Here is a 26,818-nt window from a genome sequence, read left to right on the forward strand (position 1 = left end):
TCTCGGCGGAAAAAGGCGCCAGTCTAGCAAAAACGTCACCGCTTCAGGCGCCGATCAGCGCCGGACCATACCCTTCGAGAAACTCCGCCGGCATGCGCCTGGGCTTGCCGCTGGACAGCTCGATACAGGCGAAGGTGGTCTGCGCCCGCAACAGGGTGGCGCCATCGCTCGGGCGCTTGAGCTGGAAACGCCGAGTCATGCGCAGGCGCTGGTCCCAGTCGATGATCCAGGTGGCCAACTGCAGCTCGTCGTCCTCATAGGCCGCGGCCAGGTAGTCGATCTCGTGGCGCACCACAGCCATGGCCCGGTCCAGGCGCCGGTACTCGGCCAGGTCCAGGCCCAGGCGTTGGGAGTGGCGCCAGGCGCAGCGCTCCAGCCACGTCACGTAGACGGCGTTGTTGGCGTGGCCGAGGCCGTCGATGTCCTCGGTGGCGACGCGAAGGTCGATGATGAATGGCGATGCCAGGTCCCAGCTCATGCCCGCTCCCCCTTGGTCAGTGATCGGGCAGAGTGTACCGGATGCTCAGGCGCTTTGCCGCGCCGGTCGTGGCGCACGCGCCAGCAGTTCGAGCACCGCTTCGCCCAGGCGTGGGTCGGCCAGTACGCGCTGGTGGCCGCCCTCCTCCAGCACCATCAGGCGGCTGTCGAACCAGGCCTTGTGGATGAGCTGGGCCTCGCTGGCCGGCACCAACCGGTCATCGCTGGCGTGCACCACCAACCCGGGCAGCTCGAGTTGGTAGCCGCTGACGTCCAGGCGCGCGATCTGCACGCCGACATCCTGCTCGACCTGGCGGATGAACGCTGCCCGGGCCCGCGCCGGCAACCCCAGGCGCCGGGCGAAGCCGCGCAGCACCCCAAGCAGCTGCGCGGGTGCGGCGATGCTCACCGCCGCCTCCGTGCGCAAGCCCCACTGCAAGGCCAGCAGCACGCTGGCACCGCCCATGGAATGGCCGATCACTGCGCGCAGCGGTGGCAATTCAGCGGCCGCCTCCAGCAAGGCGCGGGCGAACAGCACCACATGGGCCTGCTGGCCGGGCGAACGGCCATGGGCCGGCCCCTCCAGGGACACCACGGTATGGCCGGCCCGCACCAGGGTATCGATCAGCGCGGCGAACTGGGTCGGCCGCCCTTCCCAACCGTGCATCAGCAGCACCGTCGGCCCCTTGCCCCAGCGCAGCGCCGACAAGCCGAAGCGCAAGATGATGCGCTCGGCCGTGGCCAGCAGCGGCAGCTCCCACTGCCTGGGCGGCAGGTTGCGCGGGGTCATGAAGGCCCGGCGCATCCGGCCAGCGACGGTTTCAGGGGCCAGGTGGCCCAGGGTGCCGTTGACGCCTCGAATCCAGCTCAGGGTTGTCATCACCTTGCTCCAGGGGTCAGGTTGTTCAGAGCACCGCCGACTTGGCGGCACGCAGGATCCGATCGGACAGCTCGCCATCGCCCAAGGCACGGGCCAGGGTCAGGCCGCCGATCATCAGGGCAAGGTCGGCGAAGGCCTTGTCGATATCTTCGGGACGATCGACCATCTGCGCGGTCATCAACTCGATGTGTTCGGCCAGCACCTCGCGAAACGCCTCCGGCAGGCGCTGCATCTCGCCCAGAGCATTGGGCAGCGGGCAGGCATGTTCCTGGGCATCACGGTGCTTGCGCGACAGGTAGAAGGCCGCCGCCAGGGCCCGTCGCCCCGCGCCATCAAGGCTGGGGTCGACCTGGGCGAGCAAGGCCCGACGCTCGCCGAGCAGATGACGGAACGCCTCCAGCATCAGTTCGTCCTTGCTGTCGAAGTGCGCGTAGAAACCGCCCACCGTCAGCCCAGCGGCGCCCATCACCTGGCTGACGCTCGGTTCGGCCGGGCCATGCTGGATCAAGGCGTTGCAGGCGGCCTCGAGAATGCGCTCACGGGTCTTGCTCTTCCTGTCGTTCATCGCTCACCTCGAAAATATTATGATCGAAATATTATCAGCGTAATATTTTCTGGCAAGCGAAATCCGCGACCATCGATCGAGCAGAAAATAAGGGCGTGGAAAAAACAAAAGGCCCATTCAATATGCGAATGAGCCTTTCAACTCCCGCAAAACGCGGGTAAAAATGGCGTCCCCTAGGGGACTCGAACCCCTGTTACCGCCGTGAAAGGGCGGTGTCCTAGGCCACTAGACGAAGGGGACGTTGACCTTCGTGCAGATCCGCATTCACGGACCCTGGCGGAATTGGTGGAGCTAAGCGGGATCGAACCGCTGACCTCCTGCATGCCATGCAGGCGCTCTCCCAGCTGAGCTATAGCCCCGAGGTGAAAACAAAAGGCCCATCCAATATGCGAATGAGCCTTTCAACTCCCGCAAGACGCGGGTAAAAGTGGCGTCCCCTAGGGGACTCGAACCCCTGTTACCGCCGTGAAAGGGCGGTGTCCTAGGCCACTAGACGAAGGGGACAACAACCTTCGTACCGATCCGCTTGCGCGAACCCGGCAAAATTGGTGGAGCTAAGCGGGATCGAACCGCTGACCTCCTGCATGCCATGCAGGCGCTCTCCCAGCTGAGCTATAGCCCCGGATTTCTAGCCTCTCGGCCCAGCGACATCCTGAAACGTCGCTTGTGTAAAACTGGCGTCCCCTAGGGGACTCGAACCCCTGTTACCGCCGTGAAAGGGCGGTGTCCTAGGCCACTAGACGAAGGGGACGAACCTTCTACCTTCAAGACCGGACCGCTGAAATCCGATCTTGCCTCCCGATCAACGAATGTGATCGTGAAGCGGAATTTGGTGGAGCTAAGCGGGATCGAACCGCTGACCTCCTGCATGCCATGCAGGCGCTCTCCCAGCTGAGCTATAGCCCCACAATGTCGCGCTGAACGGAATCGCTGGCTGGGTGCCTGGCGTTTCGTAGTCGCTCATCGCTGTGGACGGGGCGCATATTAAGATCGGATTGCAGGGCTGTCAAACAAATTTTTGAAAAAAACCAAAAGTTTTTTTCGAGATAACAATCACTTACCGCCCTGCCGAGAAAAACCACCCGAAATGCGGCGGGGTATTCACCCGCGCCTTCGCGGACAGGCCCACTCCCACAAGGCTGGCGCCGCCCTGGCAGCGGCGCCGTATGGGTGGGGCGATGGGCTGCGAAGCAGCCCTACAGGCCATGCTCGAAGCGATCAGGCGATGTTCGCCAGCAGCTTCTCCCACTCCTTGTTTTCCTTCTTCGACACGCCACCGAGCAGGTCCAGGGCCTGGCGCAGGCGATAGCGGGTCAGGTCCGGGCCGAGGATTTCCATGGCGTCGAGCACCGAGACCGAACTGGCCTGGCCAGTGATGGCGGCGAACATCAGCGGCATGGCATCGCGCAGCTTCAGCTCCAGGGCCTCGACCACGGCCTGGATGCAGCCGGTGATGCGCTCCTTCTCCCACTGGCGCAGGCTTTCCAGCTTCCACAGGATCAGTTGCATGACCTGGCGCACCTGGTCGGGCGACAGCTTCTTGTGTTCGAACAGCTTGGCGTCGAGCTTCAACGCGCCCTCGAAGAAGAACCCGCCCAGCGGCGCGATCTGGCTGAAGGTCTCGACCCGGCTCTGCACGTGCGGGGCGATCTTCATCAGGTAGTCGCTGTTGAAGGCCCATTTCTGCACCCGCGTAGCGAACTCCTCCAGCGGCAGGTCACGCAGCCACTGGCCGTTGAGCCAGGACAGCTTCTCGATGTCGAAGATCGGGCCGCCCAGCGAGACGCGCGACAGGTCGAAATGCTCGACCATCTCGGCCAGGGAGAACTTCTCGCGCTCGTCCGGCATGGACCAGCCCATGCGGCCCAGGTAGTTGAGCATGGCCTCGGGGAGGAAGCCCATGCGCTCGTAGAAGGTCACCGAGGTCGGGTTCTTGCGCTTGGACAGCTTGCTCTTGTCAGGATTGCGCAGCAGCGGCATGTAGCACAGCTTCGGCTGCTCCCAACCGAAGTATTCGTATAGCTTGATCAGCTTGGGCGCCGACGGCAGCCACTCCTCGCCCCGCAGGACGTGGGTGATGCCCATCAGGTGGTCGTCGACCACGTTGGCCAGGAAGTAGGTCGGCAGGCCGTCGTTCTTCATCAGCACCTGCATGTCCATGCGGTCCCATGGAATCTCGACGTCACCACGGAGCATGTCCGGCACCACGCAGACGCCCTCGCTGGGCACCTTCATGCGGATCACGTGGGGCTCGCCGGCATCCAGGCGGCGCTGCACTTCTTCGGCGCTCAGCTTCAGGGCGCGGCCGTCGTAGCGCGGGGTTTCACCGCGGGCCATCTGCTCGGCACGCATCTGCTCCAACTCCTCGGCGGTGCAGAAGCAATAGAAGGCGTGGCCGGCATCCACCAGTTGCTTGGCGTACTTGGCGTAGATTTCACCCCGCTCGCTCTGCCGGTACGGACCATGGGGGCCGCCGACGTCCGGGCCTTCGTTCCACTCGATGCCGAGCCAGCGCAGGGCGTCGAAGATCTGCTGCTCCGACTCGCGGGTCGAGCGCAGTTGGTCGGTATCTTCGATACGCAGGATGAACTCACCGCCGTGCTGCTTGGCGAAGCAGTAGTTGAACAGGGCGATGTAGGCGGTGCCGACATGGGGATCGCCGGTGGGCGATGGCGCGATACGCGTGCGAACGGTGGTCATGGACAGTCTCGGACGAAAGATGAAACAAAGGCCGGATGTTAGCAGGGAGCGGGTATCGGGCTCCAGCAGTGAACATCCGGCAGGGGAAGAGCTGAGCGCATTGGGGCCGCGTCAAAACACCTCGAGGCCGCAACCGCCCTCCCCGGTCAACTGGCGATCAACCGCTCGCGCAATTGGGCGATCTCGTCGCGCAGTTGCGCCGCGGCCTCGAACTCCAGGTCGCGGGCGAGCTGGAACATCTTCTCTTCCAGTTGCTTGATGCGCCGGGTGATCTCGGCCGGGGTCTGCAGTTCGGCCTCGTAGCGGGCGCTTTCTTGCGCCGCCTTGGCCATGCCCTTGCGCTTCTTGCTGCGGCCACCCGGGACGCTGGCGCCCTCCATGATGTCGGTGATGTCCTTGACCACGCCCTTGGGCACGATGCCATGGGCCTCGTTGAAGGCGATCTGCTTGGCCCGGCGCCGCTCGGTCTCGTCGATGGCCCGACGCATGGAGCCGGTGACCTGGTCGGCGTAGAGGATCGCCTTGCCATTGAGGTTGCGCGCAGCTCGGCCGATGGTCTGAATCAGCGAGCGCTCGGAGCGCAGGAAGCCCTCCTTGTCGGCATCGAGGATGGCCACCAGGGACACCTCTGGCATGTCCAGGCCTTCACGCAACAGGTTGATGCCCACCAGCACGTCGAAGGTACCCAGGCGCAGGTCGCGGATGATCTCGACCCGCTCGACGGTGTCGATGTCCGAGTGCAGGTAGCGCACCCGCACCTCGTGGTCGGCCAGGTAGTCGGTAAGGTCCTCGGCCATGCGCTTGGTCAGGGTCGTGGCCAGCACCCGCTCGCCGACCGCCACGCGCTTGCCGATCTCCGAGAGCAGGTCGTCGACCTGGGTCAGCGCCGGGCGCACTTCCACCTGCGGGTCGACCAGGCCAGTGGGGCGTACCACCTGCTCGATCACCCGCCCCGCATGCTCGTCCTCGTAGGGGCCCGGGGTCGCCGAGACGAAGATGGTCTGCGGGCTGACCGCCTCCCACTCGTCGAAGCGCATGGGCCGGTTGTCCAGCGCCGAGGGCAGGCGGAAGCCATACTCCACCAGCGTCTCCTTGCGCGAGCGGTCGCCCTTGTACATGGCGCCGACCTGGGGAACGCTGACGTGGGACTCGTCGATCACCAGCAGCGCGTCGGGCGGCAGGTAGTCGTACAGGGTCGGTGGCGGCGCGCCGGCCGGGCGTCCGGAGAGGTAGCGCGAGTAGTTCTCGATGCCGTTGCAGTAGCCGAGCTCGAGGATCATCTCCAGGTCGAAGCGGGTGCGCTGCTCCAGACGCTGGGCCTCCACCAGCTTGTTGGCCTTGTGCAGGTACGCCAGGCGATCCTTGAGCTCCTCCTTGATCCCCTCCACCGCCTCGAGCAGGGTCTCGCGCGGGGTGACGTAGTGGCTCTTGGGGTAGAAGGTGAAACGTGGCAGCTTGCGGATCACCTCGCCGGTGAGCGGGTCGAAGGCGGCGATGTTCTCCACCTCGTCGTCGAACAACTCGATGCGAATGGCCTCCAGGTCCGATTCGGCCGGGAAGATATCGACCACGTCGCCGCGCACGCGGAAAGTGGCGCGGGCGAAGTCCATCTCGTTGCGGGTGTACTGCAGGTCTGCCAGGCGGCGCAGCAAGGCGCGCTGGTCGAGCTTGTCGCCACGGTCGACGTGCAGGACCATCTTCAGGTAGGTCTCGGGGCTGCCCAGGCCGTAGATGCAGGACACCGTGGTGACGATGATGGCGTCGCGCCGCTCCAGCAGCGCCTTGGTCGCCGACAGGCGCATCTGCTCGATGTGGTCGTTGATCGAGGCGTCCTTCTCGATGAAGGTGTCCGACGACGGCACGTAGGCTTCCGGCTGGTAGTAGTCGTAGTAGGAAACGAAATACTCCACCGCGTTGTTGGGGAAGAACGCCTTGAACTCGCCGTAGAGCTGGGCGGCCAGGGTCTTGTTGGGCGCCAGCACCAGGGTCGGGCGCTGGACCTGCTGGATGACGTTGGCGATGCTGAAGGTCTTGCCCGAGCCGGTCACCCCGAGCAGGGTCTGGTGCGAAAGCCCGGCCTCGATGCCATCGACCATCTGGCGGATGGCCTCGGGCTGGTCGCCGGCCGGCTGGAAACGGGTGACGAGCTGGAACTCGGACATGACGGACCTCGATGGTGTCGCGGCAACTGTAAATTTAGCCAGTAGTCTATACCCAAATGAGCGTGCCAGGCGCCCCTTTCAAGGCAAGCGGACGGGCATTTTCTCCAATGGACCTGGCAATACGACCAATGGTTGAAAAATATTCGCGCAAAACCCCGGAAAAGCCGCGCCAGGCTGTCGCCGTGACCGGCCGGTATCACTATACTGACTCCCCGTTTGCGCACCGCTTCAGTGCACTCGGCCGGAGCGTGCGCGTCCTATCACACTCCATTCAGAGCCAAGGTAACAATGAGCCTGTTTTCCGCTGTCGAGCTGGCACCCCGCGACCCCATCCTGGGCCTCAACGAAGCATTCAACGCCGATACCCGTACCGACAAGGTCAACCTGGGCGTGGGCGTGTACTGCAATGAGGAAGGCCGTATCCCGCTGCTGCGCGCGGTCATCGAGGCCGAGACCCAGCGTGCCGCCCAGCACGCCTCCCGCGGCTACCTGCCGATCGACGGCATCGCCACCTACGACCAGGCCGTGCAGAAGCTGCTGTTCGGCGCCGAGTCGCCGCTGCTGGCCGAAGGCCGCGTGGTGACCGTGCAGGCGGTCGGTGGCACCGGCGCCCTGAAGATCGGCGCCGACTTCCTCAAGCGCCTGTCGCCCAACGCCGTGGTGGCGATCAGCGACCCGAGCTGGGAGAACCACCGTGCCCTGTTCGAGAGTGCCGGCTTCCCGGTGCAGAACTACCGTTACTACGACGCACCGAGCAACGACGTGAACCGCGCCGGCATGCTCGAAGACCTGAACGCCCTGCCCGCCGGCTCGATCATCGTTCTGCACGCCTGCTGCCATAACCCGACCGGCGTCGACCTGGGCCTGGACGACTGGAAGAACGTCCTGGACGTGGTCAAGGCCAAGGGCCATGTGCCGTTCCTCGACATGGCCTACCAGGGCTTTGGCGACGGCATCGCCGAAGACGCCTTCGCCGTACGCCTGTTCGCCGAGTCGGGCCTGGACTTCTTCGTCTCCAGCTCGTTCTCCAAGTCGTTCTCGCTGTATGGCGAGCGTGTCGGCGCCCTGTCGATCGTCACCGGCTCCCGCGACGAGAGCACCCGCGTGCTGTCGCAGGTCAAGCGCGTCATCCGCACCACCTACTCCAACCCGCCGACCCACGGCGCCAGCATCGTCTGCGCCGTGCTCAACAACGCCGAGCTGCGCCAGATGTGGGAAGCCGAGCTGGGCGAGATGCGTGGCCGCATCCACGGCATGCGCAAGCAGATGGTCGAGCTGCTGGCCGAATACGGCGCCTCGCGTGACTTCAGCTTCGTCGGCCGCCAGCGCGGCATGTTCTCCTACTCGGGCCTGAGCGCCGCGCAGGTCGCCCGCCTGAAGGACGAGTTCGGCATCTATGCCCTGGACACCGGCCGCATCTGCGTCGCCGCGCTGAACCAGGGCAACATCCACGTGGTCACCAAGGCCATCGTCGAGGTGCTGTAACGCGCCGATTGCCAAGGAGGAGCTTGACTTCTCCTTGGCAATCAGTAAGATACGCCCAGATTCCGCGATAGCTCAGTCGGTAGAGCAAATGACTGTTAATCATTGGGTCCCTGGTTCGAGTCCAGGTCGCGGAGCCAGACATTGAAAACCTCCAGATGCGCATGCACTGGAGGTTTTTTCATTCCAGCGGTTCGGTGACCGCCCTGCCCTCGTCCACCAGGCTCCAGACCAGCAACCTGGCCGGCTCGGCCTCGCTGGCATTGCGCGACACGCTGTGCACGGTGCCTGGCGCCTCGTACCAGTATTCGCCGGCCTTGTAGGTCTTCTCCTGGCCATCGCCGAGCTTCGACACCACTGCCCCTTCCAGCACGTAGGCCATCACGGCGCCCGGATGCCGATGGGCGGGCGATGCCTGCCCGGGTGCATAGCTGACGGTGAGCATCACCGCTTGCTGGCCGGGGGCATTGCTGGGGCGCTGCTGCTGCAGGACCTTGACCTGGCCGTGCTCCTCGCCGTGGGCCCAGGCGGATGCCTGGGCGGCGAGTAGACCTGCGGCAGTGAGCAAGGCCAGGGATAGAGGGATGGGTCTCATGGGGCATCTCCTGATGGGTGGCTGCCAGCAGGTTAGGCCCTACGCCGTGGGAGAAAAACAGCCAATCTGAAGGAAAAGCAGGGGGCCGCTTCGCGCAATGCCGGTCAGTCAAGCAGCCCCCAAAACCCTAGGGCCGCCCGATCGGATAGAACTCGCCATGGCTCCAGACCCCGAGCCACTCCTCCCCCGCGATCTCGCGCGGCACCGCCAGTTCGACCAGCTGGTAGAACACATTGCGATGGATCAGCGCCTCGAGGTTGCTGCGCATGAGGATGTAGGGCGAAGGCTCCTGGGTGCGAGGGTCGATCTCGACCCGCAGCGGATGGTCGGGGCCCGCCTCGGCCTGGTCGTCGACATTGCTGGTCAAGCGCAGCACCTGTTGCTCGCCACTGCCCTCCACCTCCAGCAACACCGCGACGAAGGGCGCGTCATCGACGCGGATCCCCACCTTCTCCACCGGCGTGACCAGGAAATAGTCGTCGCCGTCGCGGCGGATGATGGTGGAGAACAAGCGCACCATCGGCTTGCGCCCGATCGGTGTCCCCAGGTAGTACCAGGTGCCATCGCGGGCGATGCGCATGTCGATGTCGCCGCAAAAATCCGGGTTCCACAGGTGCACCGGCGGCAGGCCCTTCTCCTTGGGGATCTGCGCCAGAAGATCATTGGCCTTGCCGGTAGCTGTCATCACCCTCTCCTCAACGACTCATGCCCAACAAGCTACGAGCGTAATCGCGCATGGGCGGCCCAAGCAAATCTTCCGGCGCCTTGTCGTGGAACGTCAACAAACCGCCACGGCTCTTGATGCGTGCCGTGTCGATCAGGTAGCGGGTACTGGTTTCGATCAGCATCATCTGTACCACGCCGGTGTCCACACCCAGGCGATCGACCGCCTGCTCGTCGTACCATTCATCGCCATTGCCGATCCGGTCGTCGGTCCGCGCGAAACGCGTGTACAACACATAGTGAGCCCCCACCGAGCGGGCCTCGGCAATCGCCTCCTCCAGCCCCAGTGGCCCCTGGGCACGACGTACCAAGGGGAAATACTCGACGAAACTCTTGAATGCTTGCTCGGCCACCACGTTCGGCCGGGGCGCAGGCCCCTTGCCCGGCGGCACGAAGGCCCCCTGGCCGATGAAGATGAACGAATCGGGTTGCAGGCGCACCGACAGGCTGCGGCGCGTATCGCTGTGATCCAGCAATCCGGCATCGCTCATGTGGTAGCGAACACCTTCGCCCATATCGCTGACATTCATGCAGCCGCCCAGCGCCATCAGCGCCAGCAGCAAGACCAGGCTACGCATCTTTCCTCCAGAACCGGTGACGAAAAACCGGCGAACAGCCGCCAGATGCAGCTTTTGCGCCAGAGTCAGCCGCCGATCACCTTCATGATCGTCGCGCCCCCGGAAAACGCCAGGTCCTGCTTGTCCGCCAGGGCTTTGACCAGCAGCCGCTGCAAGGCGGGAAGCGCCTGGTGGCGAGGTTTGTCGAGCAAATCACCGATGAAATGACGGTTGCCCGACGACAGGCAGCCATGCAGCCAGCCGGTGGACGACAAGCGCAGGCGCGAACAGCTCCGGCAGAACGGCATGCTTTCGTTGGCGATCACACCGAAATGGCCCTTGCCGGGAATCCGGTAGCGCAGCGCCGTCGCGTCCGGTGCCGCGCTGGCCGGCTGGTAGTCGTGGGCCTGGCCGATCATCTCCAGCAAGTGCTGCAGGCCCACGAACTGCTGCAGGAAGGCGTTGGTATCACGCGCCAGGTGGCCCATGCGCATGAGCTCGATGAAGCGTAGCTCGTAGCCCCGCGCCAGGCAGTAGTCGAGCATCGGCAAGACCTGGTCGAGGTTCTGCCCACGCATCGGCACCATGTTCACCTTGATGCGCATACCGGCGGCACTGGCCTGCTCCATGCCGGCCAGCACGCAGGCCAAGTCGCCGCCACGGGCGATGCGGCGAAAGGCCTGGGCATCGAGGGTATCGAGGGAAACGTTCAGACGACGGATGCCGGCAGCGCGCAGCAGCGCCAGCTTGCGCGACAGCAACTGGCCATTGGTGGTCAGGCCGATATCCACCAGGCCCAGCCCTGCCACGGTCTGCAGAAACGCCTCGAGGCGGGGGCTGACCAGTGGCTCGCCACCGGTGATGCGCAGCCGCTCGATGCCCGCGGCTTCGATCAGGTACGCCACGCCGCGGGCCAGGGCATCGGCCGGCAGCTCATCCTGCGCCGCCACCAGGCGCTTGCCGTCGGGCACGCAATAGCTGCAGGCATAGTTGCAAGCAGCCGTCAGGCTGACACGCAGGTTGCGAAAGCGCCTGCCTTGACGATCGACGATCATGGATGACTCCGGCATGGAAGAATCGGGCCTGCAAAACCTGACTCAAAAATCAGGTTTTTGCAAGCCTGCATGTCGGACGGTACCGGGAAAAACCCGGTGGCGTGCTTCAGTTCGCGGGTTCCGGGTCGCGCTTGCGCTTGTTGCCCATGCGTACACCGATGTCCATGAGGAACTGGAAAAAGCCCTCCTGGTCTTCCAGCACGTTGCTCCAGAATGGCGAGTGGTACAGCGCCACGGCACCGTGCACCAGGGCCCAGGCCGCGCAGTAGTGGAAGTACGGTGGCACGTCCTCGAGCTTGCCCTCGCTGATGCGCCCCTTGATCAGCAGGGTCAGGCGATCGAAGTTGGAGGCGCGGATACGGTGCAGCTCCTCGACCATCTCCGGCACCTGGTTGCCCTTGACCACTTTCTCTTCCAGGCGGTCGAACAGCCGGTAGCGCTGCGGGTCACGCATGCGAAACTCGAAGTAGGCGCGCGACAGGGCTTCCTTGTCGCGGTCGACGTCGTCCGAGTGCAACAGGGCGTTCAGGTCGCGCTCGTAGTCGAGCATCAGGCGCAGGTAGATCTCCGCCTTGGACTTGAAGTGCTTGTAGATCGTACCTTTGCCGATACCCACGGCGTCGGCGATCATCTCGACGGTGACGCTGTCTTCACCCTGTTCGAGGAACAGCTTGAGCGCGGTGTCGAGGATCTCTTGTTCGCGGCGGCGAAACTCACGGACCTTACGAGGTTCTTTCTGCATAGGAAGGACTGGATGACAATCGAAGCGGTTTATTATGCCTAACTTGCAGCAAATTGCACGGATCATCCAAGCATGTCTATGTTTCACGATGAGTTCGACCTGGCGCCGGGCCTGCGCTACCTGAATCACGCCGCCGTCGCCCCCTGGCCACGGCGGGCCGGCGAGGCGGTGGCCCGTTTCGCCCGCGACAGCGTGCAGCTGGGCGCCAGCCAGTACCCACGCTGGCTGGATACCGAGCGGCGCCTGCGCGAACGCCTGGCCCGCCTGGTCAATGCGCCGTCGCGCGCGGACATCGCCCTGGTCAAGAGCACGTCCGAGGCGCTCTCCCTGGTGGCCTTCGGCCTCGACTGGCAGGTGGGCGACCAGGTGGTGATCAGCGACGAGGAGTTCCCCTCCAACCGAGTGGTCTGGGAAGCCTTGGCCGACCGCGGCGTACAGGTGATCCCGGTGAGCCTCGCCGGCACCGACCCGGAGGCCGCCCTGCTTGCCGCCTGCGGCGAGCGGGCCCGGCTGCTGGCGGTCAGCGCCGTGCAGTTCGCCAGCGGCCTGCGCCTGGACCTGGCCCGGCTCGGCCAGGCCTGTCGGGCAAGGGGTGTGCTGTTCTGCGTCGATGCCATCCAGCAGGTCGGCGCCCTGCCCTTCGACGTGCAGCGCTACCAGTGCGACTTCGCCATGGCCGATGGCCACAAGTGGATGCTCGGCCCCGAGGGCCTGGGGATGTTCTACTGCCGCGCCGAACTGCGCCCGCGCCTGAAGCTCAACGCCTATGGCTGGCACATGCTCGAGCACCTGGGCGATTTCGAGCGCCGTCAGTGGCAACCGGCGCGCAGCGCCCGGCGGTTCGAGTGCGGCAGCCCGAACATGCTGGGCGCCTGTGCGCTGGAGGCGAGCCTGTCGCTGCTGGAAGACGTCGGCATGGACGTGGTGGCGCGCCACCTGGAGCAACGCATCGAGCAATTGCACCAAGGGTTGGCAGCGATTCCTGGCGTGCGCCTGCACAGCCCGGCAAACCCGGCGCGACGGGCCGGTATCGTGACCTTCAGCCTGGATGGGCACGACAGTGAGGATATCTACCGGGCACTCACCGCCGAGCGGACGATCTGTGCGCTGCGCGGGTCGGGTGTGCGTTTTTCGCCGCATTTCCATACAGAAGAGCGCTCGATCGACGAAGCGATCCAGCAAGTCCGCGCGCTGGCCATGCGTTGATGGCCGGATGTATCTCAGGCGTATTCCAAATCTGTTTAAAAAACGACCAGTTGTCGCTGGCACTGTGCCAAAGCTGACCAATACTTGGAGTGTTGGCGTGGCGCATCCCCCAAGTGGCACGCCAATAAAGGTGCCCAGGGACCGCGGTACCTTTGTTTTACTCCTAATGGTCTTAACCCGGATTCCCCCCCCCAGAACCCGGGTTTTTTTTGCCTGCGATCAGGCCACTGCGTCGGGTTACACCGTTGGGGCGCGAAGCGGCCCGAGTAATGGCTATACCGCTCACACAGAGCGGCCTGCAAACTCAGCCGGCAACCCGCGCCAGCGGAAACAGCCGCTTGAAGTTGGCGGTGGTCTGCTGCGCCAACTGCTCATAGCTGACGCCGCGCAGCGAGGCCACGTACTCGGCCACTTCGCGCACGTACTGCGGCAGGTTCGGCTTGCCACGGTACGGGATGGGCGCCAGGTAGGGCGAATCGGTTTCCACCAGCAGGCGGTCGGCCGGCACCTGGCGGGCGACATCGCGCAGGGCATCGGCGTTGCGGAAGGTGACGATGCCCGACAGCGAGATGTAGTAGCCCAGGTCCAGCGCCGCGCGGGCCATGTCCCAGTCCTCGGTGAAGCAGTGCAGCACCCCGGCCTGGGGCAGGCTGGCCTCGCGCAGCAGCGCCAAGGTGTCGGCCCGCGCTGCGCGAGTATGGACGATCACCGGCTTGCCGGTCTGCCGCGACGCCTCCAGGTGCAGGCGGAAGGAGGCCTGCTGCAACTCGGCGGCCTCCGGCTCGTAGTGATAGTCCAGCCCGGTCTCGCCGATCGCCACCACGTGAGGATGGGCGAGCTCGCCCAGCAGCCACGCCAGCGCCGGTGTCTCGCCCGGCGCCAGGTCCAGCGGATGCACGCCCACCGAGCAGTCGACATCGGCATAGCGCTCGCTCAGCGCCTTGACCGCATCGGCGTTATCGGCGCTCACGCCGATGCACAGGAAATGCCCGACGCCCCGCTCACGGGCGGCCTGCAGGGCGGCATCGAGGGAGCCCTGGTGGGCACTCAGGTCAAGACGGTCGAGGTGGCAATGGGAATCTACGAGCATGGGATGACGACACACGTGAAGGAAACGAAAGGAAAGATCAACGGGAGCCCGGCAACTGCAGCCAATGGGCCAGCAAGGCTTCCAGCAACAGCACGCGATTGAGGTTGGCCTTGGCCAGCACCTTCTGGCGCTGCTCGAGGATCCACGCCTGGACCTCCAGCACCCGGCCCTGCCGGCTCTTCTGCGCCAGGTATTGCAGGACCTTGCGCATATCGGCCAAGCCTAGCCCCTGTTCATCCTGGGTCAATTGATAACGCAGGATCAGGTGCGACCAGTCGCAGAACCAGTCGAACAGCAGCAACAACGGGACGCTGCTCCAGGCTTCGGCCAACTGGCTGGGCGATTGCTGCTGCTTGAGCAACTTCTTGACGCCCTCGGTGACCAGCGCCCGCTGCTCGCGTATGCCCTGGGCCTGCAAGCTCACGGCCATCAGCGGCGAGCCTGCGGCCAAGGTCAGCAACTCGTCACGCTCGGCCTCGTCGCTCTCGGGCAAGGCATCCGCCAGCCAGGCCTTGCTCTGGGCCAGGCTGGGCTGCGGGCAGGCAACCTGCTGGCAGCGGCTCTTGATAGTCGGCAACAAGCGGCTAGGCTGGTGGCTGACCAGCAGCAGCACGGTATCGCCGGAGGGCTCCTCCAGGCTCTTGAGCAGGGCGTTGGAGGCATTGACGTTCATGGCCTCGACCGGCTCGATCAGGACCACCTTGCGCCCGCCCAACTGGGCCGTCTGCACCACGAAGGACACCAGCTCACGGACCTGGTCGATCTTGATCGGCTTGTCGGTGTCTTCCGGCTCCAGCACGAAGTTGTCCGGATGGCTGCCCGCCTTGAGCAACAGGCAGGACTTGCACTGCCCGCAGGCATCCACCCCCTGGGGTTGCTGGCACAGCAGCCGGGCCATCAGGCGCTCGGCCAGGGCACGCTTGCCGATCCCCTTGGGCCCGTGCAGCAGGTAGGCATGGGCGTGCCGGGCACGGCCGGCCAACTGTTGCCAGAGCGCCTGCTGCCAGGGATAGGCGTCAGCCACGGCAGCGCTCCAGGATCCCCGGCAGCAGGCCATCGATGGCGCGCTGCACGGCCTCCAACGGCTGCGCGGCGTCCAGCAGGCTGTAGCGCTGGGGTTCACGGCGGGCACGCGCGAGGTAGGCCTGGCGCACCGCCTCGAAGAAGGCCTGGCCTTCCTGCTCGAACCGGTCCAGGCGCCCCCGCGCGGCGGCACGGGCCAGGCCGACTTCGACCGGCAGGTCGAAGACCAGGGTCAGGTCGGGGCGCAGTTCGCCCTGGACGAAGTGCTCCAGGGTGGCGATACGCGCCTGCGGCAGGCCGCGGCCACCGCCCTGGTAGGCGTAGGTGGCATCGGTGAAACGATCGCACAGCACCACGGCACCACGGGCCAGCGCCGGGCGAATGACCTCGGCCAGGTGCTGGGCGCGGGCAGCGAAGACCAGCAGCAGCTCGGTGTCGGCAGCCATGCATTCGTCGCTCGGCGCCAGCAGCAGCTCGCGGATTCGCTCGGCCAGCGGCGTGCCGCCGGGCTCACGGGTCAGCACCACGTCCACGCCCTGCTCGCGCAGGCGCTCGGCCAGGTACTCGCGATTGGTGCTCTTGCCCGCGCCTTCGGGGCCTTCCAGGGTAATAAACAAACCGCTCACGGGCAGTCCTTACTGTTGTTCGTCAGGTGCCGGCGGCTCGGCCGGCGCGGATTCGGTGGCAGGCTCGTCGCCCGCGTCCGCCGGGCCGGTGGCCGGGGGCTCGCCGGTCTCGGCCGGCGGCTCGGAGGGCGCGACCTGCCCGCCCTCCTCCGGCTGCGCCTGGGGCGCCGGGCTGGAACGGTAGTCCGCACGACGCTTGAGCTGGTATTCACGTACCGCCGTATTGTGGTCGTCCAGGTCGTCGGAGAACACATGGCTGCCGTCACCACGGGCGACGAAGTACAGGCTGCTGCCATCGGCCGGGTTCAGCGCGGCATGGATGGCCTCGCGACCGACCATGGCGATCGGCGTCGGCGGCAGGCCGGTCATGGTGTAGGTGTTGTAGGGCGTCGGCTCGCGCAGGTCGGCACGGGTGATCCTGCCGTTGTAGCGCTCGCCCATGCCGTAGATCACCGTCGGGTCGGTCTGCAGCATCATGCCAAGGCGCAGGCGGCGCACGAACACGCCGGCGATCTGCCCACGCTCCTGGGGAATACCGGTTTCCTTCTCCACCAGCGAGGCCATGATCAGCGCCTGGTACGGATCGCGATACGGCAAGCCGCTGGCCCGTGCGGCCCACTCCTTGGCCAGCACCTCTTCCAGGCGCATGTAGGCTTGCTGCAACAGCTCGACGTCGCTCATGCCCCGCACGAAACGGTAGGTGTCGGGGAAGAAGCGGCCCTCGGGAAACACGCCGGTGTGGCCGAGCCGATCCATCACTTCCGAGTCGGACAAGCCGCCGAGGGTATGCTTGATCTTTTCATGCTTGGCGACGGCCGCGCGCACCTGGCGGAAGGTCCAGCCCTCGACCAGGGTCAGGTTGTACTGCACCACGTCGCCCCGGCGCCAGGCCTCGAACAGGTCGTGCACGGTCATGCCCGGCGTGAGGCGGTACTCGCCGGTGTGCAATGGGGTACCGGCCATGTTGAAGCGCCAGTACAGGCGCAGCCAGAGGGCATCCTCGAGCAGGCCTTCGCCCTGCATGCGATAGAACATGCGATTGGGGGTGGTGCCACTGGGCACGTCGAGCAGGCGCTCCTGCGTCACGTGCAGGGGCTGCTCCAGGACGGTGTAGACCTTCCAGGCCCCCCAGCCCAAGGCCAGACCGGCGAGGATCAGGCCCATTTCCAGCAGCAGCAGGAATTTGCGTCTCACGAATTCAGATATCCAGTAACGTACGGGCAACGGCCTGCAGTTTACGGGTGAGCGGGCCTGGCGACCAGCCGAGCTTCAGCGCGGCGAACTCGCGCACCGGCCACACGCCATAGACGCTGTTGCACAGAAACACTTCGTCGGCTCGCGCAAGCTCCGCCAGCTCGAGGTCGCGCACCTGCACCGGGATGCCGAGCGCCGTCGCCTGCTCCAGCAACGCCGCGCGCATGACGCCCGCCACGCCGCAGCGGCTCAGGTCGGCCGTCAGCAACACGCCGTCGTGCACCAGGAACAGGTTGCTGTACACCCCTTCGATCAGCCGCCCGCGCATGTCGCGCATCAACCCTTCGGCATGCTCGCCATCCTGCCATTCGCCACGGGCCAGCACCTGTTCCAGGCGGTTCAGGTGTTTGAGCCCAGCCAGCAACGGTTGTTCCGCCAGACGAGTCTGGCAGGCGAACAGGCGCACGCCGTGTTCGGCATGCTCACGGGGATAGGCCGGCAGAGGGCTGCCCTGGAGGATACGCCGGGGCATGGCGCCCACGGCAGGTGCGTAGCCACGCAGGCTATCGCCACGGGTGAGGATCAGCTTGGCCACGCCGTCGCCGAGCAGGCTGGCATAGCGCACGACTTCGTCACGCACCAGCGCCAGGTCGAGCTCGATCGCCAGGCGCTGGCAACCCAGCGCCAGGCGATCGAGATGCTGGGTGAGCAGGCTCGGCCTGCCGCCACGCACGGCGATGGTCTCGAACAGGCCATCGCCATAGGCCAGGCCGCGGTTCTGCAGGTTGACCGCAGTCGCCTCCTGGCCGTCGATCCAGCTGTGCATCAGCCAACGAACCGGCGGAATACCAGCGAACCGTTGGTCCCACCGAAGCCGAAGGAGTTGGACAGCACCACGTCGATCGGCATGCTGCGTGCCTCGTGCGGTACGAAGTCCAGGTCACAGCCTTCGTCCGGCTCGTCCAGGTTGATGGTCGGTGGCGCCATCTGGCTGTTGATCGCCAGCACGCTGAAGATCGCCTCCACCGCGCCGGCTGCGCCCAGCAGGTGGCCGGTCATCGACTTGGTGGAGCTGACCGCCAGCTTGTAGGCATGTTCGCCGAACACCTGCTTGATCGCCGCCACTTCGGCCAAATCGCCCGCAGGCGTCGAGGTGCCGTGGGCATTGATGTAGCTGACCGCTTCCGGCGCAAGGCCAGCATCGCGCAGGGCGTTGGCCATGCAACGGGCAGCGCCGGCACCGTCCTCGGGCGGCGAGGTCATGTGGAAGGCATCGCCGCTCATGCCGAAACCGACCAGCTCGGCATAGATGGTCGCGCCACGGGCCTTGGCATGCTCGAGTTCCTCGAGCACCAGGGCACCGGCGCCATCGGACAGCACGAAGCCATCACGGCCCTTGTCCCACGGACGGCTGGCGCGGGCCGGCTCGTCATTGCGGGTCGACAGCGCACGGGAAGCGCCGAAGCCCCCCATGCCCAGGCCACAGGCGGCCATCTCGGCGCCACCGGCGATCATCACATCGGCCTCGCCATGGGCGATATTGCGCGCGGCCATGCCGATGCAGTGGGTGCCAGTGGTGCAAGCGGTGGAAATGGCGTAGTTGGGCCCCTGCAGACCCAGGTGGATCGACAGGAAGCCGGAGATCATGTTGATGATCGAACCCGGTACGAAGAACGGCGAGATCCGCCGCGGGCCCTGCTCGTGCAAGGTCCGGCTGGTGTCCTCGATGTTGGTCAGGCCGCCGATGCCCGAGCCCATGGCCACGCCGATGCGCTCACGGTTGGCGTCGGAGATTTCCAGGCCGGCGTTGCGCACCGCCTGGAAACCGGCCGCCAGGCCGTACTGGATGAACAGGTCGAGCTTGCGGGCTTCCTTGGCCGACAGGTATTGCTCGACATCGAAGCCCTTCACCGAGCCGCCAAAACGGGTGGAGTAGGCAGACAGGTCCGTATGCTCGATCGGACCGATGCCACTGCGGCCAGCCAGAATGCCTTGCCAAGTGCTCGGTACATCGGTACCCAGTGGCGACAACATACCCATACCGGTGACCACGACGCGTCTACGCGACACAGTACTCTCCTCTTCTAATAACTAGAGTCTCTTGCCATTGCATTCACGTTGAGGGAATGAAATGGCAACAGGCCCTCGGCGCTCGCAAAGAAAAAACCGCACGCCGGCAAAGGCAGTGCGGTTTTTCCCGACAAGAAGCGTCGACTACTGCGTCTTAGGCCTGGTGGCTTTTGACGTAGTCGATAGCAGCTTGAACGGTAGTGATCTTCTCGGCTTCTTCGTCAGGGATTTCGGTCTCGAATTCCTCTTCCAGAGCCATCACCAGCTCAACGGTGTCAAGCGAATCGGCACCCAGGTCATCGACGAAGGACTTCTCGGCAGTCACTTCCTCTTCCTTGACGCCCAGTTGCTCGGCGACGATTTTCTTGACGCGTTCTTCGATGGTGCTCATACCTAGTTTTCACTCCTAATGGACATATGTCAGGCAGCTGGCCGGTGACCAAGTTTATAGGAAGACGCCTGCTTTTCAAGCGGAACGCGCCTTCCACCAAGTCACCCGACCCTCTGCCCGGAATCTGGTTGCAGCTTTATAACGGATTTTAGGCTCCGTGTATGACTCTTTTTTGAAGCAATCCGTCACATTGAGTTGCAGTTTTACATGTACATCCCGCCGTTCACCGGCACGGTGGCGCCGGTGACGTAGGCTGCACCGTCGGATGCCAGGAAGGAAACCACCTTGGCGATCTCCTCGGCCTGGCCCAGGCGGCCCAGCGGAATCTGGCTCAACAGGCCCTCGCGGTGCGCTTCTGGCAGCTCGCGGGTCATGTCGGTGTCGATGAAGCCCGGGGCCACCGAGTTGACGGTGATGCCACGCGAGCCGACTTCACGCGCCAGGGCGCGGCTGAAGCCTTCCAGGCCGGCCTTGGCGGCGGCGTAGTTGACCTGGCCGACGTTGCCCATGGCACCGACCACGGAGCCGATGCTGATGATACGGCCCCAACGCGCCTTGGTCATGCCACGCAGCACGCCCTTGGACAGACGGTAGAGGCTGTTGAGGTTGGTGTCGACCACGTCGAACCACTCGTCATCCTTCATGCGCAGCATCAGGTTGTCGCGGGTGATACCGGCGTTGTTGACCAGGATGGCCGGCGCGCCGAACTGTTCCTGGATCGCATTGAGGACCGCGGTGACCGACTCGTCGCTGGTCACGTTCAGCGCCATACCGGTACCGGCGATGCCGTGCTCCTTGAGGGTGGCAGCGATGCGCTCGGCACCCGAGGCCGAGGTGGCGGTGCCGATCACGGTCGCGCCCTGGCGGCCCAGTTCGAGGGCGATGGCCTGGCCGATGCCACGGCTCGCGCCAGTGACCAATGCAACTTTACCTTGCAGGCTCATGCAAGCTTCTCCTAGTTCAGGCCAGCGCCGCACGGGTGGCGGCGACAGCGTCAGGGGTATTGAGGTTGTAGGTGGTCACGCCGTCGGCGCAACGCTTGTTCAGGCCAGCCAGGACCTTGCCCGGGCCGCACTCGACCAGGTTGAGCGCACCGTTGGCGGCCAGGGTCTGCACGCATTCCACCCAACGCACCGGCTGGTACAGCTGCGCCAGCAGGTCTTGCTTGAGGGCGTCGAGGCTGGCGGCGACCGCGGCGGTGACGTTCTGCACCACCGGGATCTGCGGAGCCTTCCACTCGATGGCGTTGACCGCCTCGGCGAAGCGCTCGGCGGCCGGCTTCATCAAGGCACAGTGCGACGGCACGCTGACCGCCAGCGGCAGCGCGCGCTTGGCGCCCTTGGCCTTGCACAGCTCGATGGCACGGTCCACCGCAGCCTTGTTGCCGGCGATGACCACCTGGCCAGGGGAGTTGAAATTGACCGCGCTGACCACTTCGTCCTCGGCCGCTTCGGCACAGATGGCCACCACGTCGGCGTCGTCCAGGCCCAGGATCGCCGCCATGGCGCCATGGCCTGCCGGTACGGCTTCCTGCATCAGCTGACCACGGCGCTCGACCAGGCGAACGGCGTCCTTCAGGCTCAGGCTGCCAGCGGCAACCAGCGCACTGTATTCACCCAGGCTGTGGCCGGAGACGAATGCCGGGCGTGCGCCGCCCTCCTCCAGCCACAGGCGCCACAGGGCGATGGAGGCGGTGAGGATCGCCGGCTGGGTCTTGTCGGTTTGGTTGAGTTGTTCTTCCGGACCTTGCTGGACCAGCTTCCACAGGTCGTAGCCCAGGGCCTCGGAGGCTTCCTTGAAGGTCTCGACGATTACCGGCTTCTCTGCGCCGAGTTCGGCGAGCATGCCCAGCGACTGGGAACCTTGACCGGGAAAGACGAATGCGAGGGATGCAGACATTGAACAAGCCCTTATGATCTTGTCGTCGGATAGGGTGCGTCGAGCCCGGGGCTGGACGCGGAAACTGAACACTTGGATGGGAAAAGGGACCAAGCGGTCACATTTAACCACTTCACGGCGGGAATTAAAGCAAGAGATCTTCCAGGCGACCATGCAGCCGTTGCGGCAGGTTCTCCTGGATCTCGATCAGCGCCCGCTGGATGGCGCTCTGGAAACCCTGCACCCCCGCCGAGCCATGGCTCTTGATGACGATACCCTGCAGGCCGAGAAAACTCGCGCCATTGTGTCGCGCCGGCGCCAGGTCGGCCTGCAGGCGCTTGAGCAGCGGCATGGCCAGCGCACCGGCGGCACGGGCGAGCAGCCCGCTCCTGAACAGCGCCTCGATACGCACACCGATCATGGTCGCCAGGCCTTCGCTGGACTTGAGCAGGATATTGCCGACGAACCCATCGCAGACCACCACGTCCGCCTCGCCGCGATACAGGCCGTCGCCCTCGACGAAGCCTATATAGTTGAGGCCACGGGCATTCTGCAGGAGGCTGGCGGCCAGCTTGACCTGCTGGTTGCCCTTGATGTCCTCGGTACCGACATTGAGCAGCGCCACGCGCGGACGATGGATACCCAGGGCCTGCGCGGCCACCGAGCCCATCACGGCGAACTGGTAGAGGTTCTCGGCACTGCAATCGACGTTGGCACCCAGGTCGAGCAGCTGGCAGTAGCCTGCCTGGGTCGGGATCGCGGCCACCATGGCCGGCCGGTCGATGCCCGGCAGGGTCTTGAGCACGAAGCGCGACAGGGCCATCAGCGCACCGGTATTGCCGGCGCTCACGCAGGCCTGCGCCTTGCCGTCACGCACCAACTCCAGAGCGACGCGCATCGACGAGTCAGGCTTGCCGCGCAACGCCTGGGACGGCCGCTCGTCCATACCCACCACCTCGCTCGCCCCAACGATTTGCAGGCGCGCACGATCCGCAGCCGGTAGGCCGCTGACGAGCTCTTCGAGAAAGGAAGGTTGACCGACGAGGGTCAGGTGCAGCGAGGGGGTAGCCGAAAGGCAGGCAATGCTTGCCTGGACAATGCTGCGGGGACCGAAGTCCCCGCCCATTGCGTCGATCGCGATGATCTGAGCGGACAAGGATTACTCGTCGGCGCCCTTGTCGATCACTTTGCGACCACGGTATACGCCTTCTGGCGAAACGTGGTGGCGCAGGTGTACTTCACCGGTGCTCTTCTCTACCGACAGCGCGTTTTCCGACAGGGCGTCGTGGGAACGGCGCATGTCGCGGGCAGAGCGGGATTTTTTGTTCTGCTGAACAGCCATAATTGATTAACTCCTAAACGTTTGGGTCACGCTTTAACTGCGCCAAGACACTGAACGGGTTGGACCGCGATACCTCGTCCTTGCTCGGTTCGGGCTCGTCGGCGCCCGCCGGCTGCTGGCATTCTTCCGGATGATGAGCAGGCACGATGGGCAAGGCGAGCAAGAGCTCCTCCTCGATCAGTGCCTGCAGATCCAAAGGATCTTCGCCCAGTTCCAGCACGTCATAGCCTTTCGGCAACGACTGGGTATTCGCACCCTCCTTCACCACAGCGTAGGTACACTCGCTGTGAATCGGCAGGGTGACCAGCTCAAGACAACGCTGGCAAACCATCTTGACTTCGACATCGAGTTCGCTGTGGAACACCACAACGCCTTGCTCGTCTCGCTCAAAATCGAACTTCGCCTGCACCGTACCGACATCGTCGGACAGCGGGTCGCAGAGTCTTTCCAAATCAGCGAGTTGCAGCGAACCCTGGAGGGTTACGCCACGATCGGCCAATTTGCGCGGGTCAACGTGAGGTGGAATCGGGTCATTCAACATAGGCGCAGCATTCTAGGGATGCCCCCCGCCCCTGTCAAAGGAAATTCGGCGGCATCTGCCATGTTAGAATCGGCTCATCTGACCAGGAGTCTACCATGCTTCCCCTGTTACTGGCTTCCAGCTCCCCTTACCGGCGCGAACTGCTCGAGCGCCTGCGCCTGCCTTTTACCTGGGCAACCCCCGACATAGACGAGCGCCGCCTGGATGACGAGCCCGCCGTGGAACTGGTGCGCCGGCTGGCCAGGCAAAAAGCCGAGGCGCTGGCGGGCAGTCACCCCGGGCACCTGATCATCGGCTCCGACCAGGTGGCGGTGCTCGGCGAGCAGATCCTCGGCAAGCCTCATACCTTCGAGCGCGCCTGCGAGCAATTGTTGGAATGCAGCGGGCAGCAGGTGAGCTTTTTGACCGGACTGGCACTGCTGAACAGCGCCACCGGGGAATGCCAGGTCGACTGCGTGCCGTTTACCGTGACACTGCGTGAACTGGACCGGGAGCGGGTGGAGCGCTATGTGACGGCGGAGCAGCCGCTGGACTGCGCTGGCAGTTTCAAGGCGGAGGGTCTGGGGGTGAGCTTGTTCCGGAGCACCCATGGGTGTGATGCGACCAGCCTGATTGGCCTGCCACTGATCAGGTTGGTGGATATGCTGACCAAGGAAGGCGTGGTGATTCCCTAGCCTGGCTCAGGATCTCTGGCGCCTGTGAGATCGAGCACAGCGCGGACGGCACTCGATCTCACAGGCACAGTAAGGCCAGCGACGCGCCCTCAGCGCAACGAAGGCCCCTGGAACCCCATCCACATGGCCAGGCGTTCAGCCACGCTGGCGCCCAGGCGCTTGGAGAAGCGGTCGAACGGCGACTCCTGGACGGTGAAGTCCACCAGCTCCTTCTCGCCCACCACTTCACGCGCCACATAACTGGCACTGCCCAGGCCATCCACCAACCCCAGCGCCTTGGCCTGCTCGCCCGACCAGATCAGCCCACTGAACAGCTCTGGGTGCTCCTTGTCCTTGAGCCGCTCGCCCCGCCCCTGCTTGACCATGGCGATGAACTGGCGATGGGTGGTGTCGAGCACCCCCTGCCAGAACTCGGTCTCTTCCGGCTTCTGCGGCGAGAAGGGGTCGAGGAAGGCCTTGTGCTCGCCAGCGGTATAGGTACGCCGCTCCACACCGAGCTTTTCCATGGCGCCGACGAAACCGTACCCGGCCGCGGTGACGCCGATGGAGCCGACCAGGCTGGCCTTGTCGGCATAGATGTCGTCCGCCGCACTGGCGATGTAGTAGGCGCCCGAAGCCCCCAGGTCGGCGATCACCGCGTAGAGCTTGATCGCCGGATACTCGGCCCGCAGGCGCCGGATCTCGTCATAGACATAGCCCGCCTGCACCGGGCTGCCACCCGGGCTGTTGACACGCATGACCACGGCCTTGGTCTTGGGATCCTTGAACGCTGCGCGCAGGCTCTTGATGATGTTGTCCGCGCTGGCAGGCTCCTGGTCGGCGATCATCCCGCGCACCTCGACCAGCGCCGTATGGCTGGCACTGCGCGAAGTAGCCTTGTCCATGTCCATCAGCGGCGTGAACAGCACCAGCACACCGAACAGGTAGACGAAGGTCAGCAGTTTGAAGAAGATGCCCCAGCGCCGCGCCCGACGCTGTTCCTGGACGCCTGCCAGCAGGGTCTTCTCCAGCAGTTTCCAGCTCTTGCGCTCCTCGCCGTCATCGGGCTCGGGCGCTTTCCACTCGTCAGCCATGCTCACCTACCTTGGAAGTGGCGCTGCGCGTAGCGGCCAGCCACTCGCGCAACTGTGAAAAATGATCGATGCACACCTGCGGCCCGAACTCGCTCAGGGCCTGCAGCGACATCGCGCCATAGCCCACCGCGACCGAGTGCATGCCAGCATTGCTGGCCATCTGCAGGTCGAATGCCGAATCTCCGACCATCAGCGCCTGCCGCGGTTCGACCCGGCAGTGGGCGAGGATCTCCTCCAACATCAGTGGATGGGGCTTGCCACGGGTCTCGTCGGCGGCGCGAGTAATGTCGAAGTAGCCTTCCCAGCCGTTGGCCTTGAGCACACGATCCAGGCCGCGGCGCGCCTTGCCGGTGGCCACCGCCAGGCGATAGCCCTCGGCACGGAAGGCCTCCAGCGACTCGACCACGCCGTCGAACAGCGGCGACGGCTGCTGGTCCAGGGCCATGTAGATGTCAGCGTAGTGCTGGCGAAACACCTCGACCTGGACAGCATCGAGGTGCGGATAGAGGGTGGCGATGGCCTCGCCCAGGGCCAGGCCGATGATGCCCTTGATCGCCCGCTCGTCGCTCGGCGCCTCCCCGGCGCGCTCGGCCGCGGCGTTCATGGCCAGGACGATGCGCCCGATGGAGTCGGCCAGGGTTCCGTCCCAGTCGAAGATCAACAGCTCGTAGCTCTTTTTCATGAAAAGTCAGGTCGCACTCAGGCGCTCCACGGTCCTGGCCCACATGTCGTCCACCGGGGCCTCGAGCTTGAGCTCGCCGCCGTCAGGCAGCGGCACGGTCAGCGCATAAGCATGCAGGAACAAGCGCTTGCCGCCCAGATCGCGCAGTTCCCGGGTGAAATCCTCGTCGCCGTACTTGCTGTCACCGGCGATGCTGTGCCCGGCATGCAGGGTATGCACGCGGATCTGGTGGGTACGCCCGGTCACCGGACGCGCCTCGACCAGGGTGGCGAAATCACCGAAGCGGCGCAGCACCCGGAACAGGGTCAACGCCTCCTTGCCCTCGTCGTTGACCTCGACCATGCGCTCGCCCGAGCGCAGGTTGCTCTTCTGCAACGGCGCGCTGACCTGTTTCTTCGACGTGGGCCAATGGCCGCGCACCAGGGCCATGTAGCGCTTGTCGACGCCGTCGCCGCGCAAGGCCGCGTGCAGGTGGCGCAGCATGCTGCGTTTCTTGGCGATCATCAGCAGGCCGGAGGTGTCGCGATCCAGGCGATGGACCAGCTCCAGCTCCTTGGCGTCCGGGCGCAGCTGGCGCAGCGCCTCGATCACCCCGAAGCTCAGGCCGCTGCCGCCGTGCACGGCGATGCCGGCAGGCTTGTTGAGCACGATCAGCGCCTTGTCCTCGTAGACGATGGCCGCCTCCAGGCGCTGCAGCAGCCCCTGGGCCACCGGCACCGGCTCGTCGCGCTCGGGCAAGCGGACGGGCGGTACCCGCACGATATCGCCGGCCTGGAGCTTGTACTCGGGCTTGATCCGGCCCTTGTTCACCCGCACTTCGCCCTTGCGCAGGATGCGGTACACCAGGGTCTTGGGCACGCCCTTGAGGGCCGTGATGAGGAAATTGTCGATGCGCTGGCCGGCAAGCTCCGGCGCGACTTCGATCAGCTGAACGCCGGAAGTCGGGGGGGTATTGGTCGTCATGGATGGATCATAACAATTTTTTATGGAATTGAAGCACTTAATCATTACTGCTATAGTCGCGAACGCCGCCAAAAGCGGCAGGCCAGCGGCACATGGCTCCACGCCGGCCCCTGACCAACGCAATTCT

General features: G+C 65.0%; 28 protein-coding genes and 7 tRNA genes. 4 read left to right on the forward strand and 31 right to left on the reverse strand.

Annotation, left to right across the window (positions count from 1 at the left end):
- Window positions 1-43: 43 nt before the first annotated feature.
- The 11 genes from ABFA30_RS20680 to uvrB form a co-directional block, all read right to left on the reverse strand.
- A complete protein-coding gene (locus tag ABFA30_RS20680) occupies window positions 44-478 on the reverse strand; it encodes an acyl-CoA thioesterase (RefSeq protein ID WP_225787035.1) in 435 nt (144 codons plus the stop codon).
- Window positions 479-523: 45 nt separating this feature from the next.
- Entirely contained in the window at window positions 524-1,357 is an 834-nt protein-coding gene (locus ABFA30_RS20685) for an alpha/beta fold hydrolase (RefSeq protein ID WP_410045857.1), read from the reverse strand.
- A 25-nt stretch (window positions 1,358-1,382) separates the two neighbouring features.
- Window positions 1,383-1,922 carry a TetR/AcrR family transcriptional regulator gene (locus tag ABFA30_RS20690; RefSeq protein ID WP_225787037.1) on the reverse strand — a complete coding sequence of 180 codons (540 nt, stop codon included), beginning with the start codon at window positions 1,920-1,922 and terminating at the stop codon, window positions 1,383-1,385.
- Between the two features lie 164 nt (window positions 1,923-2,086).
- Window positions 2,087-2,162, reverse strand: a tRNA-Glu gene (locus tag ABFA30_RS20695).
- 43 nt (window positions 2,163-2,205) lie between these two features.
- Window positions 2,206-2,281, reverse strand: a tRNA-Ala gene (locus ABFA30_RS20700).
- 69 nt (window positions 2,282-2,350) lie between these two features.
- Window positions 2,351-2,426 (reverse strand) — tRNA-Glu (locus tag ABFA30_RS20705).
- A 42-nt stretch (window positions 2,427-2,468) separates the two neighbouring features.
- A tRNA-Ala gene (locus ABFA30_RS20710) sits at window positions 2,469-2,544 on the reverse strand.
- Between the two features lie 53 nt (window positions 2,545-2,597).
- Window positions 2,598-2,673, reverse strand: a tRNA-Glu gene (locus ABFA30_RS20715).
- A 79-nt stretch (window positions 2,674-2,752) separates the two neighbouring features.
- Window positions 2,753-2,828, reverse strand: a tRNA-Ala gene (locus ABFA30_RS20720).
- A gap of 312 nt (window positions 2,829-3,140) precedes the next feature.
- Complete coding sequence (gltX, locus tag ABFA30_RS20725; protein WP_225787038.1) at window positions 3,141-4,622, reverse strand: glutamate--tRNA ligase; 1,482 nt, start codon at window positions 4,620-4,622, stop codon at window positions 3,141-3,143.
- Between the two features lie 146 nt (window positions 4,623-4,768).
- Window positions 4,769-6,784, reverse strand: coding sequence for an excinuclease ABC subunit UvrB (uvrB, locus tag ABFA30_RS20730; RefSeq protein ID WP_410045858.1), 2,016 nt, complete (start codon window positions 6,782-6,784; stop codon window positions 4,769-4,771).
- A 288-nt stretch (window positions 6,785-7,072) separates the two neighbouring features.
- Between uvrB and ABFA30_RS20735 the strand changes: the two genes are divergently transcribed.
- A complete protein-coding gene (locus ABFA30_RS20735; RefSeq protein WP_225787040.1) occupies window positions 7,073-8,269 on the forward strand; it encodes an amino acid aminotransferase in 1,197 nt (398 codons plus the stop codon).
- Between the two features lie 61 nt (window positions 8,270-8,330).
- Window positions 8,331-8,406: transfer RNA gene (locus ABFA30_RS20740), tRNA-Asn, on the forward strand.
- A gap of 41 nt (window positions 8,407-8,447) precedes the next feature.
- Here the strand turns inward: ABFA30_RS20740 and ABFA30_RS20745 are convergent.
- The 5 genes from ABFA30_RS20745 to ABFA30_RS20765 all read right to left on the reverse strand — a co-directional run bounded on the left by ABFA30_RS20745 (window position 8,448) and on the right by ABFA30_RS20765 (window position 11,938).
- Window positions 8,448-8,861, reverse strand: a complete 414-nt coding sequence (locus ABFA30_RS20745; RefSeq protein WP_410045859.1) for a cupin domain-containing protein — start codon at window positions 8,859-8,861, stop codon at window positions 8,448-8,450.
- Between the two features lie 127 nt (window positions 8,862-8,988).
- A complete protein-coding gene (locus tag ABFA30_RS20750; protein ID WP_368815727.1) occupies window positions 8,989-9,546 on the reverse strand; it encodes a DUF1285 domain-containing protein in 558 nt (185 codons plus the stop codon).
- A 10-nt stretch (window positions 9,547-9,556) separates the two neighbouring features.
- Window positions 9,557-10,162 carry a DUF4823 domain-containing protein gene (locus ABFA30_RS20755; protein WP_225787043.1) on the reverse strand — a complete coding sequence of 202 codons (606 nt, stop codon included), beginning with the start codon at window positions 10,160-10,162 and terminating at the stop codon, window positions 9,557-9,559.
- A gap of 65 nt (window positions 10,163-10,227) precedes the next feature.
- A complete protein-coding gene (locus ABFA30_RS20760) occupies window positions 10,228-11,196 on the reverse strand; it encodes a GTP 3',8-cyclase MoaA (RefSeq protein WP_253103130.1) in 969 nt (322 codons plus the stop codon).
- 106 nt (window positions 11,197-11,302) lie between these two features.
- The gene (locus ABFA30_RS20765; protein ID WP_225787045.1) at window positions 11,303-11,938 is read right to left on the reverse strand and encodes a TetR/AcrR family transcriptional regulator; all 636 of its coding nucleotides are present in this window, start codon (window positions 11,936-11,938) and stop codon (window positions 11,303-11,305) included.
- A 72-nt stretch (window positions 11,939-12,010) separates the two neighbouring features.
- Here ABFA30_RS20765 and ABFA30_RS20770 point away from each other — a divergent pair, with 72 nt between their 5' ends.
- Window positions 12,011-13,144: an aminotransferase class V-fold PLP-dependent enzyme gene (locus ABFA30_RS20770; protein ID WP_253080436.1), complete on the forward strand. Its 1,134-nt coding sequence runs from the start codon at window positions 12,011-12,013 to the stop codon at window positions 13,142-13,144.
- Between the two features lie 304 nt (window positions 13,145-13,448).
- Here the strand turns inward: ABFA30_RS20770 and ABFA30_RS20775 are convergent, their stop codons facing one another.
- From ABFA30_RS20775 to ABFA30_RS20830, 12 genes are all read right to left on the reverse strand, one after another.
- The gene (locus ABFA30_RS20775) at window positions 13,449-14,234 is read right to left on the reverse strand and encodes a TatD family hydrolase (protein WP_225787047.1); all 786 of its coding nucleotides are present in this window, start codon (window positions 14,232-14,234) and stop codon (window positions 13,449-13,451) included.
- Window positions 14,235-14,271: 37 nt separating this feature from the next.
- Window positions 14,272-15,258, reverse strand: coding sequence for a DNA polymerase III subunit delta' (locus tag ABFA30_RS20780; protein ID WP_410045860.1), 987 nt, complete (start codon window positions 15,256-15,258; stop codon window positions 14,272-14,274).
- Entirely contained in the window at window positions 15,251-15,883 is a 633-nt protein-coding gene (gene tmk, locus ABFA30_RS20785) for a dTMP kinase (protein WP_225787049.1), read from the reverse strand. Before tmk ends, ABFA30_RS20780 begins: the two co-directional genes overlap by 8 nt.
- A 9-nt stretch (window positions 15,884-15,892) precedes the next feature.
- On the reverse strand, window positions 15,893-17,077 hold the full coding sequence (gene mltG, locus ABFA30_RS20790; protein ID WP_225787050.1) for an endolytic transglycosylase MltG: 1,185 nt from the start codon (window positions 17,075-17,077) through the stop codon (window positions 15,893-15,895).
- Between the two features lie 4 nt (window positions 17,078-17,081).
- Window positions 17,082-17,903 (reverse strand): aminodeoxychorismate lyase, encoded by an 822-nt coding sequence (gene pabC, locus ABFA30_RS20795; protein WP_225787051.1) that lies wholly within the window; start codon window positions 17,901-17,903, stop codon window positions 17,082-17,084.
- Window positions 17,903-19,147, reverse strand: coding sequence for a beta-ketoacyl-ACP synthase II (gene fabF / locus ABFA30_RS20800; protein WP_225787052.1), 1,245 nt, complete (start codon window positions 19,145-19,147; stop codon window positions 17,903-17,905). Before fabF ends, pabC begins: the two co-directional genes overlap by 1 nt.
- 154 nt (window positions 19,148-19,301) lie before the next feature.
- Window positions 19,302-19,538 carry an acyl carrier protein gene (gene acpP / locus ABFA30_RS20805; RefSeq protein ID WP_043214413.1) on the reverse strand — a complete coding sequence of 79 codons (237 nt, stop codon included), beginning with the start codon at window positions 19,536-19,538 and terminating at the stop codon, window positions 19,302-19,304.
- A 203-nt stretch (window positions 19,539-19,741) separates the two neighbouring features.
- The gene (gene fabG / locus ABFA30_RS20810; protein WP_225787053.1) at window positions 19,742-20,482 is read right to left on the reverse strand and encodes a 3-oxoacyl-ACP reductase FabG; all 741 of its coding nucleotides are present in this window, start codon (window positions 20,480-20,482) and stop codon (window positions 19,742-19,744) included.
- A 16-nt stretch (window positions 20,483-20,498) separates the two neighbouring features.
- Entirely contained in the window at window positions 20,499-21,437 is a 939-nt protein-coding gene (gene fabD, locus ABFA30_RS20815) for an ACP S-malonyltransferase (protein WP_253080438.1), read from the reverse strand.
- A 124-nt stretch (window positions 21,438-21,561) separates the two neighbouring features.
- Complete coding sequence (gene plsX, locus ABFA30_RS20820) at window positions 21,562-22,572, reverse strand: phosphate acyltransferase PlsX (RefSeq protein ID WP_262923643.1); 1,011 nt, start codon at window positions 22,570-22,572, stop codon at window positions 21,562-21,564.
- A 3-nt stretch (window positions 22,573-22,575) separates the two neighbouring features.
- Window positions 22,576-22,758, reverse strand: coding sequence for a 50S ribosomal protein L32 (gene rpmF, locus ABFA30_RS20825; RefSeq protein ID WP_008096416.1), 183 nt, complete (start codon window positions 22,756-22,758; stop codon window positions 22,576-22,578).
- A 13-nt stretch (window positions 22,759-22,771) separates the two neighbouring features.
- Window positions 22,772-23,299, reverse strand: coding sequence for a YceD family protein (locus ABFA30_RS20830; protein ID WP_225787055.1), 528 nt, complete (start codon window positions 23,297-23,299; stop codon window positions 22,772-22,774).
- Window positions 23,300-23,394: 95 nt separating this feature from the next.
- On the opposite strand from ABFA30_RS20830, the gene ABFA30_RS20835 reads away from it, so the two are divergent.
- Window positions 23,395-23,973, forward strand: a complete 579-nt coding sequence (locus tag ABFA30_RS20835; protein WP_225787056.1) for a Maf family protein — start codon at window positions 23,395-23,397, stop codon at window positions 23,971-23,973.
- A gap of 89 nt (window positions 23,974-24,062) precedes the next feature.
- Here the strand turns inward: ABFA30_RS20835 and ABFA30_RS20840 are convergent, their stop codons facing one another.
- From ABFA30_RS20840 to rluC, 3 genes are read right to left on the reverse strand one after another with little or no spacing between them, the layout of a single operon-like run.
- Entirely contained in the window at window positions 24,063-25,046 is a 984-nt protein-coding gene (locus ABFA30_RS20840) for a S49 family peptidase (protein ID WP_253080440.1), read from the reverse strand.
- Entirely contained in the window at window positions 25,039-25,728 is a 690-nt protein-coding gene (locus tag ABFA30_RS20845; RefSeq protein WP_225787058.1) for an HAD family hydrolase, read from the reverse strand. Before ABFA30_RS20845 ends, ABFA30_RS20840 begins: the two co-directional genes overlap by 8 nt.
- 6 nt (window positions 25,729-25,734) lie before the next feature.
- A complete protein-coding gene (gene rluC / locus ABFA30_RS20850) occupies window positions 25,735-26,691 on the reverse strand; it encodes a 23S rRNA pseudouridine(955/2504/2580) synthase RluC (protein WP_225787059.1) in 957 nt (318 codons plus the stop codon).
- Between the last annotated feature and the right edge of the window lie 127 nt (window positions 26,692-26,818).

The sequence above is a fragment of the Pseudomonas sp. HLMP genome (assembly GCF_046365545.1).
Taxonomy (GTDB): domain Bacteria; phylum Pseudomonadota; class Gammaproteobacteria; order Pseudomonadales; family Pseudomonadaceae; genus Aquipseudomonas; species Aquipseudomonas guariconensis_B.

What these genes read in the sequence shown, in the direction of transcription:
- ABFA30_RS20680 (WP_225787035.1), bottom strand. Translation starts at nt 478, where the DNA reads ATGAGCTGGGACCTGGCATCGCCATTCATCATCGACCTTCGCGTCGCC.
- ABFA30_RS20685 (WP_410045857.1), bottom strand. Translation starts at nt 1,357, where the DNA reads ATGACAACCCTGAGCTGGATTCGAGGCGTCAACGGCACCCTGGGCCAC.
- ABFA30_RS20690 (WP_225787037.1), bottom strand. Translation starts at nt 1,922, where the DNA reads ATGAACGACAGGAAGAGCAAGACCCGTGAGCGCATTCTCGAGGCCGCC.
- gltX (WP_225787038.1), bottom strand. Translation starts at nt 4,622, where the DNA reads ATGACCACCGTTCGCACGCGTATCGCGCCATCGCCCACCGGCGATCCC.
- uvrB (WP_410045858.1), bottom strand. Translation starts at nt 6,784, where the DNA reads ATGTCCGAGTTCCAGCTCGTCACCCGTTTCCAGCCGGCCGGCGACCAG.
- ABFA30_RS20735 (WP_225787040.1), top strand. Translation starts at nt 7,073, where the DNA reads ATGAGCCTGTTTTCCGCTGTCGAGCTGGCACCCCGCGACCCCATCCTG.
- ABFA30_RS20745 (WP_410045859.1), bottom strand. Translation starts at nt 8,861, where the DNA reads ATGAGACCCATCCCTCTATCCCTGGCCTTGCTCACTGCCGCAGGTCTA.
- ABFA30_RS20750 (WP_368815727.1), bottom strand. Translation starts at nt 9,546, where the DNA reads ATGACAGCTACCGGCAAGGCCAATGATCTTCTGGCGCAGATCCCCAAG.
- ABFA30_RS20755 (WP_225787043.1), bottom strand. Translation starts at nt 10,162, where the DNA reads ATGCGTAGCCTGGTCTTGCTGCTGGCGCTGATGGCGCTGGGCGGCTGC.
- ABFA30_RS20760 (WP_253103130.1), bottom strand. Translation starts at nt 11,196, where the DNA reads ATGATCGTCGATCGTCAAGGCAGGCGCTTTCGCAACCTGCGTGTCAGC.
- ABFA30_RS20765 (WP_225787045.1), bottom strand. Translation starts at nt 11,938, where the DNA reads ATGCAGAAAGAACCTCGTAAGGTCCGTGAGTTTCGCCGCCGCGAACAA.
- ABFA30_RS20770 (WP_253080436.1), top strand. Translation starts at nt 12,011, where the DNA reads ATGTCTATGTTTCACGATGAGTTCGACCTGGCGCCGGGCCTGCGCTAC.
- ABFA30_RS20775 (WP_225787047.1), bottom strand. Translation starts at nt 14,234, where the DNA reads ATGCTCGTAGATTCCCATTGCCACCTCGACCGTCTTGACCTGAGTGCC.
- pabC (WP_225787051.1), bottom strand. Translation starts at nt 17,903, where the DNA reads ATGCACAGCTGGATCGACGGCCAGGAGGCGACTGCGGTCAACCTGCAG.
- acpP (WP_043214413.1), bottom strand. Translation starts at nt 19,538, where the DNA reads ATGAGCACCATCGAAGAACGCGTCAAGAAAATCGTCGCCGAGCAACTG.
- fabG (WP_225787053.1), bottom strand. Translation starts at nt 20,482, where the DNA reads ATGAGCCTGCAAGGTAAAGTTGCATTGGTCACTGGCGCGAGCCGTGGC.
- fabD (WP_253080438.1), bottom strand. Translation starts at nt 21,437, where the DNA reads ATGTCTGCATCCCTCGCATTCGTCTTTCCCGGTCAAGGTTCCCAGTCG.
- rpmF (WP_008096416.1), bottom strand. Translation starts at nt 22,758, where the DNA reads ATGGCTGTTCAGCAGAACAAAAAATCCCGCTCTGCCCGCGACATGCGC.
- ABFA30_RS20830 (WP_225787055.1), bottom strand. Translation starts at nt 23,299, where the DNA reads ATGTTGAATGACCCGATTCCACCTCACGTTGACCCGCGCAAATTGGCC.
- ABFA30_RS20835 (WP_225787056.1), top strand. Translation starts at nt 23,395, where the DNA reads ATGCTTCCCCTGTTACTGGCTTCCAGCTCCCCTTACCGGCGCGAACTG.
- ABFA30_RS20840 (WP_253080440.1), bottom strand. Translation starts at nt 25,046, where the DNA reads ATGGCTGACGAGTGGAAAGCGCCCGAGCCCGATGACGGCGAGGAGCGC.
- ABFA30_RS20845 (WP_225787058.1), bottom strand. Translation starts at nt 25,728, where the DNA reads ATGAAAAAGAGCTACGAGCTGTTGATCTTCGACTGGGACGGAACCCTG.
- rluC (WP_225787059.1), bottom strand. Translation starts at nt 26,691, where the DNA reads ATGACGACCAATACCCCCCCGACTTCCGGCGTTCAGCTGATCGAAGTC.